Consider the following 16,154-nt stretch of genomic DNA (forward strand, 5'->3'; position numbering starts at 1 on the left):
TAGGTCATCCAATATCTGGATGACCTAGTGTGGGTATTATTTCCATTAAAGTGTATATACTGTTCCTTCATAAGGAGCTAATCTTCCGCGATTCGATGATTCTGTTTCATTTGTAATTACGACAGGCTTTCCTTCTATCTCTTTTACAATTTCCTCATCCAACGCCACTTCTTCTTCCGAAAAGTTACAGACGATAAGAAGACTTCCTTCATCACTTACACGCTTATAGGCAAAAACATTTGAATCTTCTCTCATCAATAGTTCAAAACGACCATCGGTCATAATATTGATTTCTTTTCTCAAACGGATCAACTGTTGATAGAAATAGAATACAGAGTTTCTATCTTCCAGCGCGCGCTCCGCATTAATTTCTTTATAATTCGGATTCACTTGTATCCATGGGGTTCCGTCCGTAAATCCGCCATTTTCCTTATCGTTCCACTGAATCGGCGTCCGGGCATTGTCACGCCCTTTTACGTAGATAGCTTTCATGAGATCTTCATGGGACCACCCTTGTTCCTTTTTCTCTTTATACATATTCAGTAGTTCAATATCCTTGTATTCTTCGAGCGTTTCAAAGTGGACGTTCGTCATCCCCAGCTCTTCACCCTGGTAAATATAAGGCGTCCCCTGCATCATGTGCAGGCAGATCCCGAGCATTTTCGCCGACTTCTCTCGGTACTCTGCATCATCACCGAACCGGGAAACAATACGCGGCTGGTCATGATTGTTCCAGTATAAACTGTTCCAACCCACACCATGGAGCGCCGTCTGCCACTTTTCAAAGTTCTCCTTCAAGTCTACGAGGTTCAGATTCGTCCAGTTCCACTTATCCCCGTTCGAATCCAAATCCATATGCTCAAATGTGAAAATCATATTCAACTCTTCATTCTCTGGATCTGTGTATCGCTTGGCATCTTCCGGAGAAGCCCCTGGCATTTCCCCGACGGTCATCACATCATAGTTTGATAGAACTTCCCGATTCATCTCCTGCAAAAATTCGTGAACACGAGGGCCGTTCATAAAATAAGGACTGCCATCCCCATTGTCTCCATCCGGATAGTCCGGATCTTTAGAGATAAAGTTGATGACATCCATCCGGAACCCATCCATCCCCTTATCCAGCCAAAACTTCATCATATCGTACACATCTTCCCGAAGCTTCGGGTTTTCCCAGTTCAAATCAGGCTGCTTCTTCGCGAAAATGTGCAAGTAATATTGACCTGTCTTTTCATCATAAGTCCAAGCCGGGCCACTGAAAACAGAGCTCCAGTTTGTGGGTGGCTCTCCGTTTTCGTTGCCATCTTTCCATATGTAATAATCACGATACGGATTGTCCTTGCTTCTCGAAGACTCCACAAACCAGGGGTGTTCATCAGACGTGTGATTGACGACGAGGTCCATGACCAGCTTCAAGTCTCTCTTATGAGCCTCTTCCAATAACGCTTCCAAGTCTTCCATCTTTCCAAAAAGACTATCCACTTCGCGGTAGTTCCGAATATCATAGCCATTATCTGCTTGTGGAGAATCATAGATGGGGGACAGCCAAAGAACGTCCACACCAAGCTCCTTCAAGTAATCCAACTTCTCTATAATCCCAGGGATATCCCCAATTCCATCCCCGTTCGTATCATTAAAGCTCTTCGGATAAATTTGATAGACGACACTTTTCTTCCACCATTTCTGATTATTCATCTCTTCCACTCCCTTATGAAAACCTTCTCATATAACCATAACGCATAACCGCCGTGCACTTCCATTATTTGTTGTACCAGGTCATACAGATAATGGAAAAAGAGTAGCTAGCTATTTGCTAACTACTCTTCTTACTAGAGTGCTTTTACTAATCCTCCATCAATTACAAGAGATTGACCTGTTAGGTATGTGTTGGCTCCAGAAGCAAGAAAAACAACGGTTTTGGCGAATTCTTCGGGTTCACCGTAGCGGCCTATGGGAATCGATTGTTCCGTAGTCTTCTTCAGCTCTTCTACAGAGACCTCTAGTTTATTGGCTCTCTTTTGGTCAAGCTCAGCTACTCGATCTGTAGCAATGCGTCCAGGTCCAACGGTATTAATGAGGATCTGATCCCCGGCAAGCTCTTGAGATAGACTTTTAGACAAGCCTACAATTCCTGCCCGAAAGGTGTTGGATAAGATAAGGTTGTCCAGCGTTTGTTTAATAGAAGATGAGGCAATATTTATAATTCTTCCTGACTGTTGTTTCTTCATGGCAGGCAATACTTCCCGTATGGAGCGCGTAAAGCTGAGTAAATTCAGTTCAAACGCTTTCTGCCAGTCCTCATCATCAAAATTTTCAAATGTTCCTGCTGGAGGGCCACCCGCATTATTAATCAGCACATCAACCGTTCCATAAAGTTCAATGGACTTATTGATTAATTGTTGAATGTCTTCCTTTTTAGTGACATTACAAACTTGGTACTCGACTTGATCATTCCCGCTCGCTTCTTGAATTTCTTTTTTCGCTGATTGAAGTTCCGCTTCGTCCCGACTAGAAATAAGGACACGAGCTCCTTCCTTGGCAAACCCCATGCTGACAGCTTTTCCAAGCCCTTTACTCGAAGCGAGTACAACGACTGATTTATTTTCCAATTGTAAGTCCATCACTATTCACTCCTAATTTTTTAAATCTACCACTGGATTTTCCAGTGCCATCATACGATCCACTTCACATTCAATTTTGTCACCATCTCTAATGACGACCGCTCCTGGAGTACCCGTTGAGATAATATCACCTGGAAGTAGTGTCATAACTTTAGAATGGAAAGAAATCAAGTCGTAAGGTTGAAACGTCATGTTCCTCACTTTGTTCGTCCGATGAACCTTACCATTGATTTTTGTTGTAACGTTCACTTCTAAAAGGTCATCGATTTCATCGGGAGTGATGAATTCCGGACCGAAACTGAAGAAGGTATCAAAGCTTTTGGCCCTCGTTAAGTACCTGGGATTTTTACGCAAAATATCTTCTGCTGTCATATCAATGATCGTTGTATAACCTGCAACTACATTTTCCGCTTCAGCAGCTTCGACATCTTTACACTCCCGGCCAATAACAACACCTAACTCTGCTTCTCCTGTGGTACGTTCAGACTGTAGAGGAACTTTTATTTTGTCCCCATGACCGATGATTGTCGTATCAGGCTTCATAAAGCTCGCAGGTTCCCCTTTAGGAGCAGCTTCGTCCAAATCGGAAGCATGATCGACGTAATTCAAACCAATGCCCCAAATTTTTCTGGGGTGGCGATAGAGGGGGCGGTAGTCGGGATTTTCAATAGATGGCACCCGTTCTTTGTCCTCGTTCCCCAGTTCGTTCCACCATTCCTTAAAACGACTCAACTGGTTGGATTGAATCAATTCGAACATTGTCGTAGGCCAGGATTGTTCAAAGAAATCGTTCACATCAGGTAAAGAAGTGACTTGCCCTCCCTCACTTCTTATCGCTGCGATCTCTTTTCCATCTTTCATTATCGTAGATAAGCGCATAACGTCTTCCTCCTCTATTAAAGAGCTGTTCGTTGTTGTTGAAGATCATTGTTACTTTTCAAATTGGTGACTAGTACAAAAGCAAAGATGGCTAAACCGATAAAGTCGGTGAGGAGCCCTGGATAAATCAATAGTAAAGCTCCCGCTCCTGCTAAAGCCCTCATCCAGACGGGTACGGATGATTTCAGGTATCCTTCTGCCATGACCGACAACATAAAGACACCAACGAGCGAAGTTACCGTAATCAGCAAAATATTCATCACTGTCGCATCAATCATCAACATTTCATGCGAAAAGACGAACATGAACGGAACGATAAACCCAGCGATAGCAAGTTTCATGGCTTGGAATCCGGTTTTGTTTGGGTTTCCACCTGCTACTCCAGCTCCCGCAAAGGCTGCTAAAGCGACTGGTGGCGTAATATTAGCAAAGATACCGAAATAAAAGACAAACATATGTGCAACGAAGGTAGCCGTTTCCGTAGATCCCGCAAGCTCACGATATAACGGAAGCTGTAGAAGAATAGGCGCAGCCATCGTACTTGTAATGATGTAGGTTGGGATACTTGGAAGCCCCATCCCTAAAATAATGGAAGTGATCATGGTTAAGATAAGCGTGATAATCAATTGAATCAGCGGACTGTTTACGGCACTGCCAATGCTCACAATACTATTCGCAATTTCCAACGCTACTCCTGTAAGAGATGCGATTCCTACAACAATACCGACAGCACCACAGGCAATTGCTACAGGAACAGTCGTTTTAGCCCCATCCTCAAGGGCATTCAAACAGTCTTTAACCCCTACTTCATCGCCTTCGATCTGAAGCCACTTTCTCCAAAGGTTGATCCCGAGAGGAAGCGCGACAATCAAGAGTAATTCCCACCAATCACTTCGGACGTTCGGTATATTCCCACCTGTGACCAAAGCCGACAACTGGGGTTGAAAAATCAAGTATAAAGAAAGGGCGACAATAATCGGAAGCATCCGTTTTGAACCTGCAATCACTACCGTTGCAATGATTGACCAAAAAGCAGCATAAAAAGGTGTCTTCCCAGAGAAAAGCAGGTAAAGCAAAGTCAACATTGGAATAATTAAGTGACCACGCTCGACAAGGACCCCTTTTAATGAAGGGAGTTCTTCTTTTGGCAGCCCTCTTAATCCTCGTTTAGAGGCACGGAAATGAACCTGCAGCAATATGCCGACATAGAACAGTAAAGCCGGTATGATTCCAGCTAAAATGATTTTCGTGTAAGCGACATTCAAGTTCTCTGCCATGATAAAAGCAGCAGCACCCATGATTGGTGGTAAGATTTGACCTCCTACACTGGCCGCAGACTCTACAGCTCCGGCAAAGTCTTTTTTATAACCGATCTTCTTCATGAGAGGGATAGTGAACGTACCGGTTGTCACAACATTAGCAATAGCAGATCCGTTAATCGAACCTAGAAAACCACTGGCAATAACTGCAACTTTCGCTGGTCCACCTTTGGTATGACCCGCAACTGCAAGAGCTAAATCATTAAATAACTGACCCATTCCCGACTTTGCGAGAAAAGCCCCGAACAAAATGAACAGAATGATGTAACTGGCTGAAACCCCGATCGCGGTTCCGAGAACACCTTCTGTAATAAAGACTAATTGAGAGATAATCTGTTTTGAAACACTTGTGATCACCGCAGGATTCAGTTCCGGATATACCGACAATTTCACATAAAATCCATAGATGAGAAAACCAAGCCCTAATAGAGCAAGCCCCCATCCGGTTACACGTCGAGTAATATCAAATAATAATAGAATAATAAGTACACCAACATAAAAATCGGTGTCATTGATTTGACCGCCGGATTGGATAATTCGCTCAGCTGTAGCCAGCATGTAAATTCCTACAAACAACGACAATCCCGCCGTTATGTAATCATAAAAAGGGAGACCTCTCTGCCCTCTTTTCCTAAGGAACGGATACATAAAAAACCCAAGTGTCATCAATGTATAAAGGTGGATACTTCTCTGTTTCACATCGACAAGTGAGCCTGCATAAGACGTGTACAAATGAAACAAGGATAAAGCGATCGCCAATACTGAAATCGTTAAGGCGATCGGTTTTGCCATATTCACACGCGTGGTACTCTCACGATCGTATTTTTCTGCTGTTTCGCTCTGCTGCTTGTTCACCTTTCCTCACCCCTCCAATGAATTGCTATATACTTACCTAGCGGAACCTTCTGAACCTTCACTTGATAAGCTTTCTGACTTTTAAGCGATATAGTGGTATCCTTTCCATACATGAACGTATGATTGGTGCTTTTACCTGTTCGAATCGCCAGCTCCCTGCCAATACGTTGGGAGATCCCCGTCATGTAAACCCAGCCATCTTTCAGATAGGTCTGATCCCCCGTATCGTTCGGTACTCCTGCCCCAAACGTCTTGAAGCGAGTGGACGTCAATTCAATCGTTCCATCCTCTATGACAAACATCTCTTCCCAGGTTTCTTTTTCAACAGAATGGGTCCAGCTGATGGTAAAGCCATCCCCTTCTTCAAGCCGAAAAAGCCTGGTTAATTCCTGATTTGAATAAATACCGAGCACTTCCACTTTCACAAGAAATAAAGAGAATGCTGAACTGAGAATGATAAGTACACCGACAATTAAATAGGTCTGTTTCATGGAATAAAAAAGGGCACCAGAACGATGCCCTGTTTCCTTTACTCTAAAATGCCTTGTTCTTCATAAAACTTCTTAGCACCGGGATGCAATGGAGCAATTAAACCTTTAGCAATTTCATCACGCCCCAATTGCTTCAACGCACCGACAGAAACTTCTTCTGTTCCTAAATATTCATAGTACCGTTTTGTCATGTCATAGACGACATCTTCGCTCAAATCCGGGCTGACGATGATCATGTTTTGAATACCGACCGTCTCAACAGCTTCGTCTAAGTTGTATCGAGCTTCGTCACCAGCTTCGATCGTATTCGCTTTGTAGAATGGATATTTTTCCATAAGGGCATCGGCCGTTTCCCCTTTGATTTCAACAAAGTTGATATCCGTCTGCTGCATCAAGTCCGTAATGTTGCTGTTCGGAACACCTGAGGTAAAGAATGCAGCATCCAGATTTCCATTCTTCATTTCCTGTACACTATCGGCATAACCCGTATGTGTTACTTTAGAAAGATCATCATAAGTAATTCCAACCGCTTCAAGCACCTTCTTGGCACTTTGCTCAACACCAGATCCTACTTTACCTACGCCTACTTTTTTCCCTTCGAGGTCTTCAATGGATGAAATACCGCTGTCCTTCAAAGCTACAACCTGGACGACATTCTGATACATTCCCGCCATCGCTTGTACTTCTACGGCGTTCCCATCAAATTGACCTTGTCCTTCAATCGCATCATAACCAACGTCACTCATAATAATAGCCATCTGATTAAGACTGTCCTCAATGTTTTGGATGTTCGCTACAGAGGCCCCCGTGGATTCCACAGTCACATTATCAATACTGTCACTCTCTTCAAAAACAGGCTTTAGTGCACCACCAATAGGATAATAAGTACCGGACGTTCCACCTGTACCAAAGACAATGGATTCAGATCCACCTCCGGAACTTGAAGCCTCCTCTGATCCACCATCGCTGCCACAAGCTGCCAAAATTAATGTAAATGCTAAAGATAAAACAAATAATAACCGTTTCATCGCGTTTATTCCCCCAATTCGTAATATTCTAAAAATAATGGTAACGCTTTCAATTATTAAAAAAAACATTATGAACATATTGGACATTTTGGTCATTTTGGTCTTTGGTTTTTTTCATAAAAAAAGAGGCCTCTTTTCTGTAAGAGAACCTCATTGTTTCACCTGATAACGATTGACCGGACGGCCGACACCGCCGTACTGGATATCTATATTCAGCTGTCCATTTTTTTGGAGATAGTCTAAATATCTCCTTGCAGTCACCCGGGCCATTCCCAAGCCATCCGCTACCTCTTCGGCGGATAAGGCAATGGTATTCTGCTTCAAATAATCTAAGATCTGGTTTAAGGTTTGTTGATTCAATCCCTTAGGAAGGTGATTCATTCCTCTTGATGATGGCGCATGGTTGAATAAAGTATCCAATTGTTCCTGTCCAACCCCGCCTTCTCCTGTCATACGGGTACGGAAGTTCTTATAATCGAGAAGAGCACGTTCCAATCGTTCAAATTTGAATGGTTTTATAATATAATCCACAACTCCATATTGGAACATGGATCGAATCATGCTTTTTTCATTGGCCGCAGTGATTACCATAACCTCTACATCAAACCCTAGACGACGAAGTTCCTGCAATGTCTTCTGTCCATCCAGGGCAGGCATATAGATATCCAAAATGACCAGGTCAGGCTTGTGTTCACGGATAAGCTTCAGCCCTTTTTCTCCATTAGAAGCGATAGCAGCGACATGATAGCCTTCAACCCTCTCAATGAAATGCCGGTTGACTTCCTGGACCATAGGATCATCTTCAATCAATAACACCCGAATATCCGACTGTCGTTTACTCATCATGTCCCTCCTCTCTTTCCATAGGGAATTCAATAACAAAACTTGTGCCTTCCCCGATTCTTGAGACAACTTCCAATTCTCCGTATCCTTTATCTACGATATTTTTCACGAGATATAATCCAATGCCGGACCCTTGATCTCCTTTTGTTGAATAGCCCTTTTGCAAAATTCTCCCTTTCTGTTCATCCGATATCCCTTCCCCATTGTCCTCGACCATAACTGTACACTGATGTCGATCCTGGAAGATGGACAGGTTCACCAGCTTCTCCTCTCGACGGATGCTTTGCAGAGCATCAAAAGCATTTTCTATGAGATTCCCGAGAATGAGGACAAAGTCGTGCTGGTCCAATAATGGTGGGTAACTTTTCAACTTACTATCTTCATCAATGGACACATCAATTCCAAGCTCCCTGCCCCGGCTGACTTTACTAATCAACAATCCAGCCAAGCTGTAATCTTTGAATTTGTGGACGAGCATCCGGGAAAGTTTTTCGTGCTTTTCAGACGTTTCAAATACGAAGCTCAATGCTTGTTCCTTTTGATCAAGCTGAATCAGACCTGCAATCGTATGTAATTTGTTCAAATGTTCGTGGTTTTGGACACGAAGGGCATCGACAAACGCTTTAACGCCCGTCAGTTCTTCTGCGAGTTTAGTAATATTTGTCCGGTCTTGAAACACCATGACCGCCCCAATCACTTCTTTATCCACCCGTATGGGAACTCTCGTATTGAATATGATGGCACTGCCATACCTTACTTCCTCATTGAACGCTGTCTCTCCTGATGTAAGGACGTGATGCAGCCGCATTTCCGGGACTACATGTTGAATGGGTTTATTTATATAGTCTCCTTTCAGATCGAGAATCTCTTTCGCCTTTTCATTCATAATGGTGATCTGACTATTTTTATCAACCGCAATGATTCCTTCATTCATGGCTTGGAAAGTAGCCGTTCGCTCTACTAACAATTGAACAATCTCATAGGGCTCTAAACGGTACGTCTGCTCTTTAAGGTGTCTGGCAAGAAACCAGGAACCAATAACTCCGAACAAGGAAGTCAGAAACAGGATGAAAAAAATCTCCCTTTTCATATCTGATAAAATCTCAGTTATGGACGGTACAAGGTTTCCTACAATAACGACTCCGATCTGTTCGTGATCTTCATTCATTACGGGTACAAAACCTCGGACCGCTACCCCGGCATCACCTTGAGCTCTTGTTGTATAACTATGTTCAGCAAATGCAGGTCCTTCATCTTTTCCGGATGATAGAGTGCCGAGCTTATCTTCTATCGGATGAGAAAAGCGAACGCGATTCATATTGAGCACTACAATGTAATCCGAGTTGTTAATGGTTCGAATCCTATCCACCACAGGGTTAATTTCGTCCCACCCTTCCGGTTCAGATAAATGATTTTTTAACGCTGGCAAGTTGGCCACTGTGCGCCCGGTTACAAGGGCATGTTCTCCGAGGGACTTCTCTCTGGATTCAATCGTGTTCCCTATAATGACGATGCCACCGATGACGATAGAAAAAAGGACAATCCCGAATGAAAGAATCGTAATCTTCCAACGAATCGGCATATGTTTCAGTGACATGGTCCTTCCCCCCTACCCATTTCTATCCTCTCTTCATTCTAGTGTATCACTTAATTGTCGAACTATGGTAAACTGATGTAAACGATTCCAGGAGGGATTCTTCTGAAGACCTTCACAGCGATCGGGCTCTTCATCTGCACTGGTATTTTAACTGCACTCTATTTTGGCTTTGATTTCAGTGAGGCCTCTGAGACCCTTGAATATGACGATGAACAAGAGGGGATTAAGGATGAAATCGTGATTAAATTCAGCCACGTCGTAGCCGAAAACACTCCAAAAGCGAGAGCAGCGAGAAAATTTGCGTCTCTTGTCGAAACACGATCAAACGGGGAAATCAAAGTGGAAATCTATGCGAATGGCAGTTTATATAATGATCAAAACGAATACGCAGCCTTAAAAGACGGACACATCGAAATGATCGCTCCTGCTACATCGAAAATGACAGCTCATGACCCTGGATGGAAGGTTCTTGACCTTCCCTACGCGTTCTCAACTTACGAGGATGTAAAGAAGGCGTATGAAGGAGAGTTAGGTGACCGGTTATTCGATCGTCTCGACAGTGGCATTAGAGGAATGACCTATTGGTATAACGGATTCAAACAAATCACCAACGACAAAAAGCCCTTGCTTTTGCCGCAAGACTTCAAACGGACGCATTTTAGAATTATGCCAAGTCCTATGATTCAAACCCAATTCAAATCGCTTGGCGCAAGCACTAGTGAGATTCCTTTTAATAAAACCTACAGCAATTTGGAAGTCGGTTTTATCGATGGACAAGAAAATACAGCGTCAAATATATTTTCTAAGAAATTGTATGAAGAACAGAACTATATGACCATAAGTAACCACGGTTACTTAGGCTATGTTGTCCTAATGAATAACGAATTTTGGGAAGGGCTTTCAAAAGAACATCAAGTAATTATTACGAACGCACTGGATGAGACGACCGAATGGATATGGAGACATGCCATAGAAATGAATGACTCTCACCTTCGCCAAATGAAACGAATGGACTCTATGGAGATTCATTACTTAAGTAACAAGCAAAAAGAGCGTTGGAAGAAAGCGTTTAAAAGTATCTATCAAAACACTGATATCAGCCAATCATTGATGCAAGAGCTAAAACGAATACAAGAAGAATAGTTTTCATACTTGAGGAGGATTAAGAAATGAGAACCGTGTTTGTCGCTGGCCATTCTAAATTACCGACGGGGATTGCTGCCAACCATATCTCTGAATCTCTTACTTTAACATTGGAAATCGATCAAAAATATGGGGTCATCGTTGATGCCTCCTGCACTCTTGCCACGGATCACGGAAGAGGGTATATTAAGTCGTTATTAAAAGGATTCAGCTTAAAGGATGGAATCGAAGAACCATTGGATACATTAAGAAAAGGGTATCTTGGGAAAGCCGGAAACGCCCTTGAAGCCGCCCTGAAGGATGCACACAAACAGTATCACCAGCATATGTAAAAGGACCAGCATAATGCTGGTCCTTTTTCTGCTTATTTTGCTATAGCATACGACCGCTCCGGAAGACGAGCAGCAATCTCTTTTCCGATCTCCAATGAAGCCGTAGCTGCTGGAGAAGGGGCATTACAAATGTGTACGGTTCTCTTTCCTGAAATGATATAAAAATCATCCACGAGCTTTCCGTCCTTCAACATGGCTTGTGCTCTCACCCCAGCTTCAGATGGAATGACATCTTCAGGTTCAATAGATGGGACGAGACGCTGCAGGCTCTTAACAAAACTTTTCCTATGAAAAGAACGCACCATTTCCTTCATCCCTTCTTTCATGTTGGACCCAGCCATTTTCCAAAAGCCAGGAAAAGATAGGATATCCCGGGTGTCTCTCCAATCAAAATCTGTTTTCCTGTACCCTTCCCGTTTGAAAGTGAGTACAGCATTAGGACCTGCATGGACCCCTCCATCCATCGTTTTCGTTAAATGGACGCCAAGGAAAGGAAAATCGGGATTAGGAATGGGATAAATCAATCCTTTTACGAGGTGGCTTTTCTCTTCTTTTAATTTGAAATACTCTCCACGGAATGGAATAATTCTCAATTCACTGTGAATCCCCGCCATTTTAACAATGCGGTCACTAAACAAACCTGCACAGTTCACCACGTATCTGGCCCGGACATTTTCCTTGGGAAGATCAATGACTACCTCTTCATTTTTCTCATGAAGGTCTTCCACTGTTTGTCGGAGGATGATATCAACCCCTGCCGCTTCCAGCAGTTCTTTTAACTTCTCGCTCACTTTTTTATAATCCACAATCCCGGTCGTCGGTACTTTAAGCCCGGCTATTCCATCGACATAGGGTTCGATTTCTTTCAATTCATCTTGTTCAATCTTGTTAACATTCAATCCATTCTCCTGGACTCTTTCATACAAGGCTTCCATACGTGGAAGCTCTTCTTTTTCCGTTGCCACGAGCACTTTTCCACACACATCATGAGGAATATCGTTTTGTTCACAAAAGTCCACCATGGAATCACGACCTTGAACAGCCATCCTCGCTTTTAAACTACCAGGCTTATAATAAACACCAGAATGAATCACTCCACTGTTTCTTCCTGTTTGATGGGCAGATATACTTTTTTCTTTATCAATGACCGCAACTCTTGCGTCTGGATCTCTTTTCTTGATGGCATGAGCAGTCGATAATCCGACAATTCCGCACCCGATCACAGCATAATCATACATCCCAAAACCTCCCGTTATTGAACAAATCGACCTCTTTGACGGAGCAACTCTCTATGCAGCTCTGTATTCTGTTCAAAAGACCCTCGACCGTGAAGCCAAAAGCGGTTGTTCAACATGACAAGATCCCCAACAGGAAGTTCCAACTCGATCACTGCTTTGGATTGTTCCATGGAATGGGAGAGCTCTTGTAAGTATTCCGCTTGTTGGATCGTTTGAGGATAAACAAATTGATCGATGAAGCAGATACAAGGCTGGTTGTTCCACGTATAAAATGGCTTTCTAGTAACCTCCTCAGAAACGTTCTTACTTGCAGGGGCTTTATAAGTAAAAGGATAAGAAGCTAACGAATGATTGGAGAAGTATTCAAAATCCTCCCACTCATCCAAGTGAAGAAGTCTGGAGCTTCCTCCTGCAGCGTTCTCCTCTTCCATTTTCATCATAAGCAGCCAGTCCGTCGGTTCGTCCACATAGGTTCCATCCGTATGCAACGTGAACCTTCGGTAAGCCTGGCGAAGGTAGGAATCACTGTCGTCGGTATGTTTCACAGAGAAACGGGCGTAATACTTTTTCGACATGGCATCAAAGTTAGGAATACCTGCCAGGTGAGAGAAAGCCGTTGAAAATTTCACATAATCCTGGACATCTGCATCTTTCCCTCCCAGTCCGACTGTAAAGCCGCCGGATAAACGATCATGAAGAACATGGCGGATGGTTTCACCGAATGATTCATCGAGTAAGTCTTGCAGGGCTTTTGCGACCATAAGACGCTGATAAGGGATATACTCCAGTTGTTCATCACTGATGTTTTTGACATCTACCAAAAATTGTTCCACCACCCATCGTTCCAACTCTACTTTGTACAATCGAGGGTGTTCCTTGTTAGGCTCTATGCGATACCCATGACCTGTCCATATTTGTTCCGGATGCTTTTTCGTCTCAACCATACTCATAAAAAACCCCTCCAAAATTTTTGATTGTTTATGAACTGATTACGAAAAAAAGCCAGTCCTCCCCTAATAGGGAAGAACTGGCTTTTTACTGCGAGAATACCTCTTTGGCAATAGAGGTTATAACAGTCTTAACAGTTCAAATGATTTGCTGCGTTCTAGTAATCCGGAATCGAAAGGGGTTGCCTTTTTGAGGGATTACTTTCTACAAACACCTTAAACTTATTTGACTATTCTGTCAATAGAACAATCTTACATACAATCAGTAAAAGTCTAAGCTGATAAGCGCTCTTCTTGTTGAGATTCTTTTTTCAGTCGGAATGGCGCTGTTACCAGAGCAAGAATTAGGAACAGTCCCATATACCCGATCAGTGGGTAGAAAAATGCGACAAGTTCTGTAAATCCTACGAAGCTGAGCCCGAAAGCGACGACTCCTGTAATGAGAACGAACTTCTTATGCTGGCTTGTCCCAACTTTCGTATAACGGGCAGCAAAGGAGAAGAACATGCTGACGGCTGTATTGAAGACCATACCGAACAAAACAATCGAATAAAACGTTCCTAATACCGGAGACAGACCATCGACAAGCGCAAGAAGCGGCATGTCATACGAAGCAACAGTATCGACTTTTGAGAAAATGGCCAGATGGCTGATGACGATCATAATTCCGAGCCCTAATCCTCCAAGGAGCCCGCCGAGTGCGGACGTCCGTTCATCTTTCTCATTTCCTCCCATCAGCAAGGACATCGACGCCCCTACCGCCACGTTAAAGGAAACGTAATTGATGGCGGAAAGGAACCAGTTGGATAAAGCGGATGGCTGATCAACGGCAACCGCGTTCAAATCACTGAAGGACTGATCCATTGTAAACAAGCTGTAGCCGGATATAATTAAAACAGTAATGATTAAAAACGGTGTAATACTGCCAATGACATTGACGACTTTGTCCACATTCATCATTATTATCGCAACCACGATCACACTCATGAGAATGACTCCGAGGACCGGAGGCAGACCGAATTGCTGACTTGGAATCGAACCAGCTCCAGCAATCATCACGACACCAACACCAAACAACGTCAGAATAATGACATAATCCACAATCAGCCCAAGCCATTTGTTTCCACTGACTTTATAGACCGCTTCCTTATGTGAAGTCGCCTGCGTTCTCGTTCCAAGCTTCACAAGCATCATCCCCATATAGGCGAACAAAGCGGTCGATATGATGGTTCCGATCGTTCCTAAATAGCCGAAACTCGTAAAGTATTGAAGAATCTCCTGGCCGGAGGCAAAGCCCGCACCAACGATGATCCCTATAAAAGCGCTTGCAATTTTAAGTACTTTTTTCACAGAAAATCCTCCTTTAATCTAAGATGTCTCGTTCCTTCCCGGCATGATAAAACGCTTACACACCAAAGGGATAGGCCCAGTTTATCATGAATGCGCTTTCCATGATTGGGCAAAATCCACAAATCCCCTCATCTATATTCGTTCAATTTAACAAATACTTCAATAGGGAAATGGATGTTTCTCTAAGAGAATCAATGATAATATAAAGGTATTCACACCATAAGGAGTACCGCTATGAACCATTCATCACACATGAACTATTCATATAAAGATTACATCGATTCCCCCGAGGGGCTTGCTGACAGCATCGCGGAAACCTTAGGATGTCCGGTGACCATTGAGGATGCCAACCACCGCATCGTCTCTTACAGCAAACATGAGAAAAACGTGGATGAAGCAAGAACGGCCACCATCATGAGACGGAAAGTGCCCGAACATGTCATCAACGGGTTATGGAAACAAGGCATCATGGCTAAGCTTTTCGAAAGCGATCAGCCGCTCATTGTCAAAACGATTGATTCTATTGGACTCGGTCACAGGTTAGCTGTCTCTGTCCGCAAGAACAACGAAATCCTCGGGTTTATCTGGGCCCAGACGAACGATCTCTCCGTAACTGCTGAACATTTGGATGAGATGAAAGAAGCCGCTCAGTGGGTCAGTCATCATTTATTAAGACAACAGGCGAAGAAGAAAAAGACCGATGAAAACCGGAAAGAGTTTTTCTGGCAGCTGCTGACAGGCTCCCTAAAAAATCAGGCGGAAATCAAACGACTGGCGAAGAAGTTTCATATGAATTTACAGGGGCAGCTTTGTGTAGCTGTGTTTGAATTTACGGAAGAAATGAGTCAGGCCGTGGAACGTCACGCCTATTACTTAACCGAAACCCTTCATCAAACCCGGATTGTAAACCGAATTTTCGATGACCAGCAGCTCATTCTCCTTGTCCGTACAGATAATAAGGAAGATGCGAATGAAATGAATCAGGCGTTCATTCGTGAATTCACACAAAAGATGAAGGAACGTCTCAACTTTGAGGATTTAAAAGGGGCTTTCGGTTTGATCTATGACTCCCCGACATTAATCAGCGACAGTTATAAGCAGGCCTTAAAAGTCCTTGAATTAAAAGAACAGTATGCCGCAGGGCTTGAGAACGTCGACAACTACCAGGATCTTGGTGTCTATCAATTCCTTAATGAACTGTCGGTCCTACAAAAACGGGAAAACTACAAAAACGCTGCCTTGACCAACATCCAAGCTTACGATGAACGGAACAACTCTATGCTCCTTGAAACATTGAAGGTTTTTCTTGAGAAAAACAGTAACGTTCACCAGGCAGCCGCTCATATGCACATTCATACCAATACATTGAATTATCGACTGAAGCGGATTAAAGAGATCGGCAACGTCGACTTCAAAGATATGAACCAGAAGACAATGCTCTACCTGGATCTACTGATCTATGAGAACGAACAGGAGGATTTGTGATTTTACACAAATCCTCCTGTTTATTT

The 16,154-nt window shown here is 43.3% G+C and carries 14 protein-coding genes; 3 read left to right on the plus strand and 11 right to left on the minus strand.

Features of this window, described 5'->3' with window-relative positions:
* Window positions 1-45: 45 nt before the first annotated feature.
* From VKA52_RS09335 to VKA52_RS09370, 8 genes are all read right to left on the minus strand, one after another.
* Window positions 46-1,695, minus strand: coding sequence for an alpha-glucosidase (locus VKA52_RS09335; RefSeq protein ID WP_326315311.1), 1,650 nt, complete (start codon window positions 1,693-1,695; stop codon window positions 46-48).
* Between the two features lie 134 nt (window positions 1,696-1,829).
* Complete coding sequence (locus VKA52_RS09340) at window positions 1,830-2,621, minus strand: SDR family oxidoreductase (RefSeq protein ID WP_326315313.1); 792 nt, start codon at window positions 2,619-2,621, stop codon at window positions 1,830-1,832.
* Between the two features lie 12 nt (window positions 2,622-2,633).
* Window positions 2,634-3,500: a fumarylacetoacetate hydrolase family protein gene (locus VKA52_RS09345; protein ID WP_326315315.1), complete on the minus strand. Its 867-nt coding sequence runs from the start codon at window positions 3,498-3,500 to the stop codon at window positions 2,634-2,636.
* A 17-nt stretch (window positions 3,501-3,517) separates the two neighbouring features.
* Window positions 3,518-5,674, minus strand: a complete 2,157-nt coding sequence (locus VKA52_RS09350) for a TRAP transporter permease (protein ID WP_326315317.1) — start codon at window positions 5,672-5,674, stop codon at window positions 3,518-3,520.
* A complete protein-coding gene (locus tag VKA52_RS09355) occupies window positions 5,671-6,165 on the minus strand; it encodes a DUF1850 domain-containing protein (protein WP_326315319.1) in 495 nt (164 codons plus the stop codon). Before VKA52_RS09355 ends, VKA52_RS09350 begins: the two co-directional genes overlap by 4 nt.
* Window positions 6,166-6,203: 38 nt before the next feature.
* Entirely contained in the window at window positions 6,204-7,193 is a 990-nt protein-coding gene (locus tag VKA52_RS09360; protein WP_326315321.1) for a TAXI family TRAP transporter solute-binding subunit, read from the minus strand.
* Between the two features lie 150 nt (window positions 7,194-7,343).
* Window positions 7,344-8,036, minus strand: a complete 693-nt coding sequence (locus VKA52_RS09365) for a response regulator (RefSeq protein ID WP_326315323.1) — start codon at window positions 8,034-8,036, stop codon at window positions 7,344-7,346.
* Window positions 8,029-9,633, minus strand: a complete 1,605-nt coding sequence (locus VKA52_RS09370; RefSeq protein WP_326315325.1) for a sensor histidine kinase — start codon at window positions 9,631-9,633, stop codon at window positions 8,029-8,031. Before VKA52_RS09370 ends, VKA52_RS09365 begins: the two co-directional genes overlap by 8 nt.
* Window positions 9,634-9,870: 237 nt before the next feature.
* Between VKA52_RS09370 and VKA52_RS09375 the strand changes: the two genes are divergently transcribed.
* The gene (locus VKA52_RS09375) at window positions 9,871-10,776 is read left to right on the plus strand and encodes a DctP family TRAP transporter solute-binding subunit (protein ID WP_326315327.1); all 906 of its coding nucleotides are present in this window, start codon (window positions 9,871-9,873) and stop codon (window positions 10,774-10,776) included.
* A gap of 26 nt (window positions 10,777-10,802) precedes the next feature.
* Entirely contained in the window at window positions 10,803-11,108 is a 306-nt protein-coding gene (locus VKA52_RS09380; RefSeq protein WP_326315329.1) for a DUF3870 domain-containing protein, read from the plus strand.
* Between the two features lie 32 nt (window positions 11,109-11,140).
* On the opposite strand, the gene lhgO is transcribed toward VKA52_RS09380, so the two are convergent.
* From lhgO to VKA52_RS09395, 3 genes are all read right to left on the minus strand, one after another.
* Window positions 11,141-12,346, minus strand: coding sequence for an L-2-hydroxyglutarate oxidase (lhgO, locus tag VKA52_RS09385; protein WP_326315330.1), 1,206 nt, complete (start codon window positions 12,344-12,346; stop codon window positions 11,141-11,143).
* 14 nt (window positions 12,347-12,360) lie between these two features.
* Entirely contained in the window at window positions 12,361-13,296 is a 936-nt protein-coding gene (glaH, locus tag VKA52_RS09390; protein WP_326315331.1) for a glutarate dioxygenase GlaH, read from the minus strand.
* 270 nt (window positions 13,297-13,566) lie between these two features.
* Window positions 13,567-14,643, minus strand: coding sequence for a YkvI family membrane protein (locus VKA52_RS09395; protein WP_326315332.1), 1,077 nt, complete (start codon window positions 14,641-14,643; stop codon window positions 13,567-13,569).
* Window positions 14,644-14,877: 234 nt separating this feature from the next.
* Here VKA52_RS09395 and VKA52_RS09400 point away from each other — a divergent pair, with 234 nt between their 5' ends.
* The gene (locus VKA52_RS09400; RefSeq protein WP_326315334.1) at window positions 14,878-16,128 is read left to right on the plus strand and encodes a PucR family transcriptional regulator; all 1,251 of its coding nucleotides are present in this window, start codon (window positions 14,878-14,880) and stop codon (window positions 16,126-16,128) included.
* Window positions 16,129-16,154 lie beyond the last annotated feature (26 nt).

The sequence above is a fragment of the Halobacillus sp. HZG1 genome (assembly GCF_035818575.1).
GTDB lineage: Bacteria > Bacillota > Bacilli > Bacillales > Halobacillaceae > Halobacillus > Halobacillus litoralis.

What these genes read in the sequence shown, in the direction of transcription:
- lhgO (WP_326315330.1), bottom strand. Translation starts at nt 12,346, where the DNA reads ATGTATGATTATGCTGTGATCGGGTGCGGAATTGTCGGATTATCGACT.
- VKA52_RS09380 (WP_326315329.1), top strand. Translation starts at nt 10,803, where the DNA reads ATGAGAACCGTGTTTGTCGCTGGCCATTCTAAATTACCGACGGGGATT.
- VKA52_RS09400 (WP_326315334.1), top strand. Translation starts at nt 14,878, where the DNA reads ATGAACCATTCATCACACATGAACTATTCATATAAAGATTACATCGAT.
- VKA52_RS09355 (WP_326315319.1), bottom strand. Translation starts at nt 6,165, where the DNA reads ATGAAACAGACCTATTTAATTGTCGGTGTACTTATCATTCTCAGTTCA.
- VKA52_RS09335 (WP_326315311.1), bottom strand. Translation starts at nt 1,695, where the DNA reads ATGAATAATCAGAAATGGTGGAAGAAAAGTGTCGTCTATCAAATTTAT.
- VKA52_RS09370 (WP_326315325.1), bottom strand. Translation starts at nt 9,633, where the DNA reads ATGTCACTGAAACATATGCCGATTCGTTGGAAGATTACGATTCTTTCA.
- VKA52_RS09360 (WP_326315321.1), bottom strand. Translation starts at nt 7,193, where the DNA reads ATGAAACGGTTATTATTTGTTTTATCTTTAGCATTTACATTAATTTTG.
- VKA52_RS09365 (WP_326315323.1), bottom strand. Translation starts at nt 8,036, where the DNA reads ATGAGTAAACGACAGTCGGATATTCGGGTGTTATTGATTGAAGATGAT.
- glaH (WP_326315331.1), bottom strand. Translation starts at nt 13,296, where the DNA reads ATGAGTATGGTTGAGACGAAAAAGCATCCGGAACAAATATGGACAGGT.
- VKA52_RS09345 (WP_326315315.1), bottom strand. Translation starts at nt 3,500, where the DNA reads ATGCGCTTATCTACGATAATGAAAGATGGAAAAGAGATCGCAGCGATA.
- VKA52_RS09340 (WP_326315313.1), bottom strand. Translation starts at nt 2,621, where the DNA reads ATGGACTTACAATTGGAAAATAAATCAGTCGTTGTACTCGCTTCGAGT.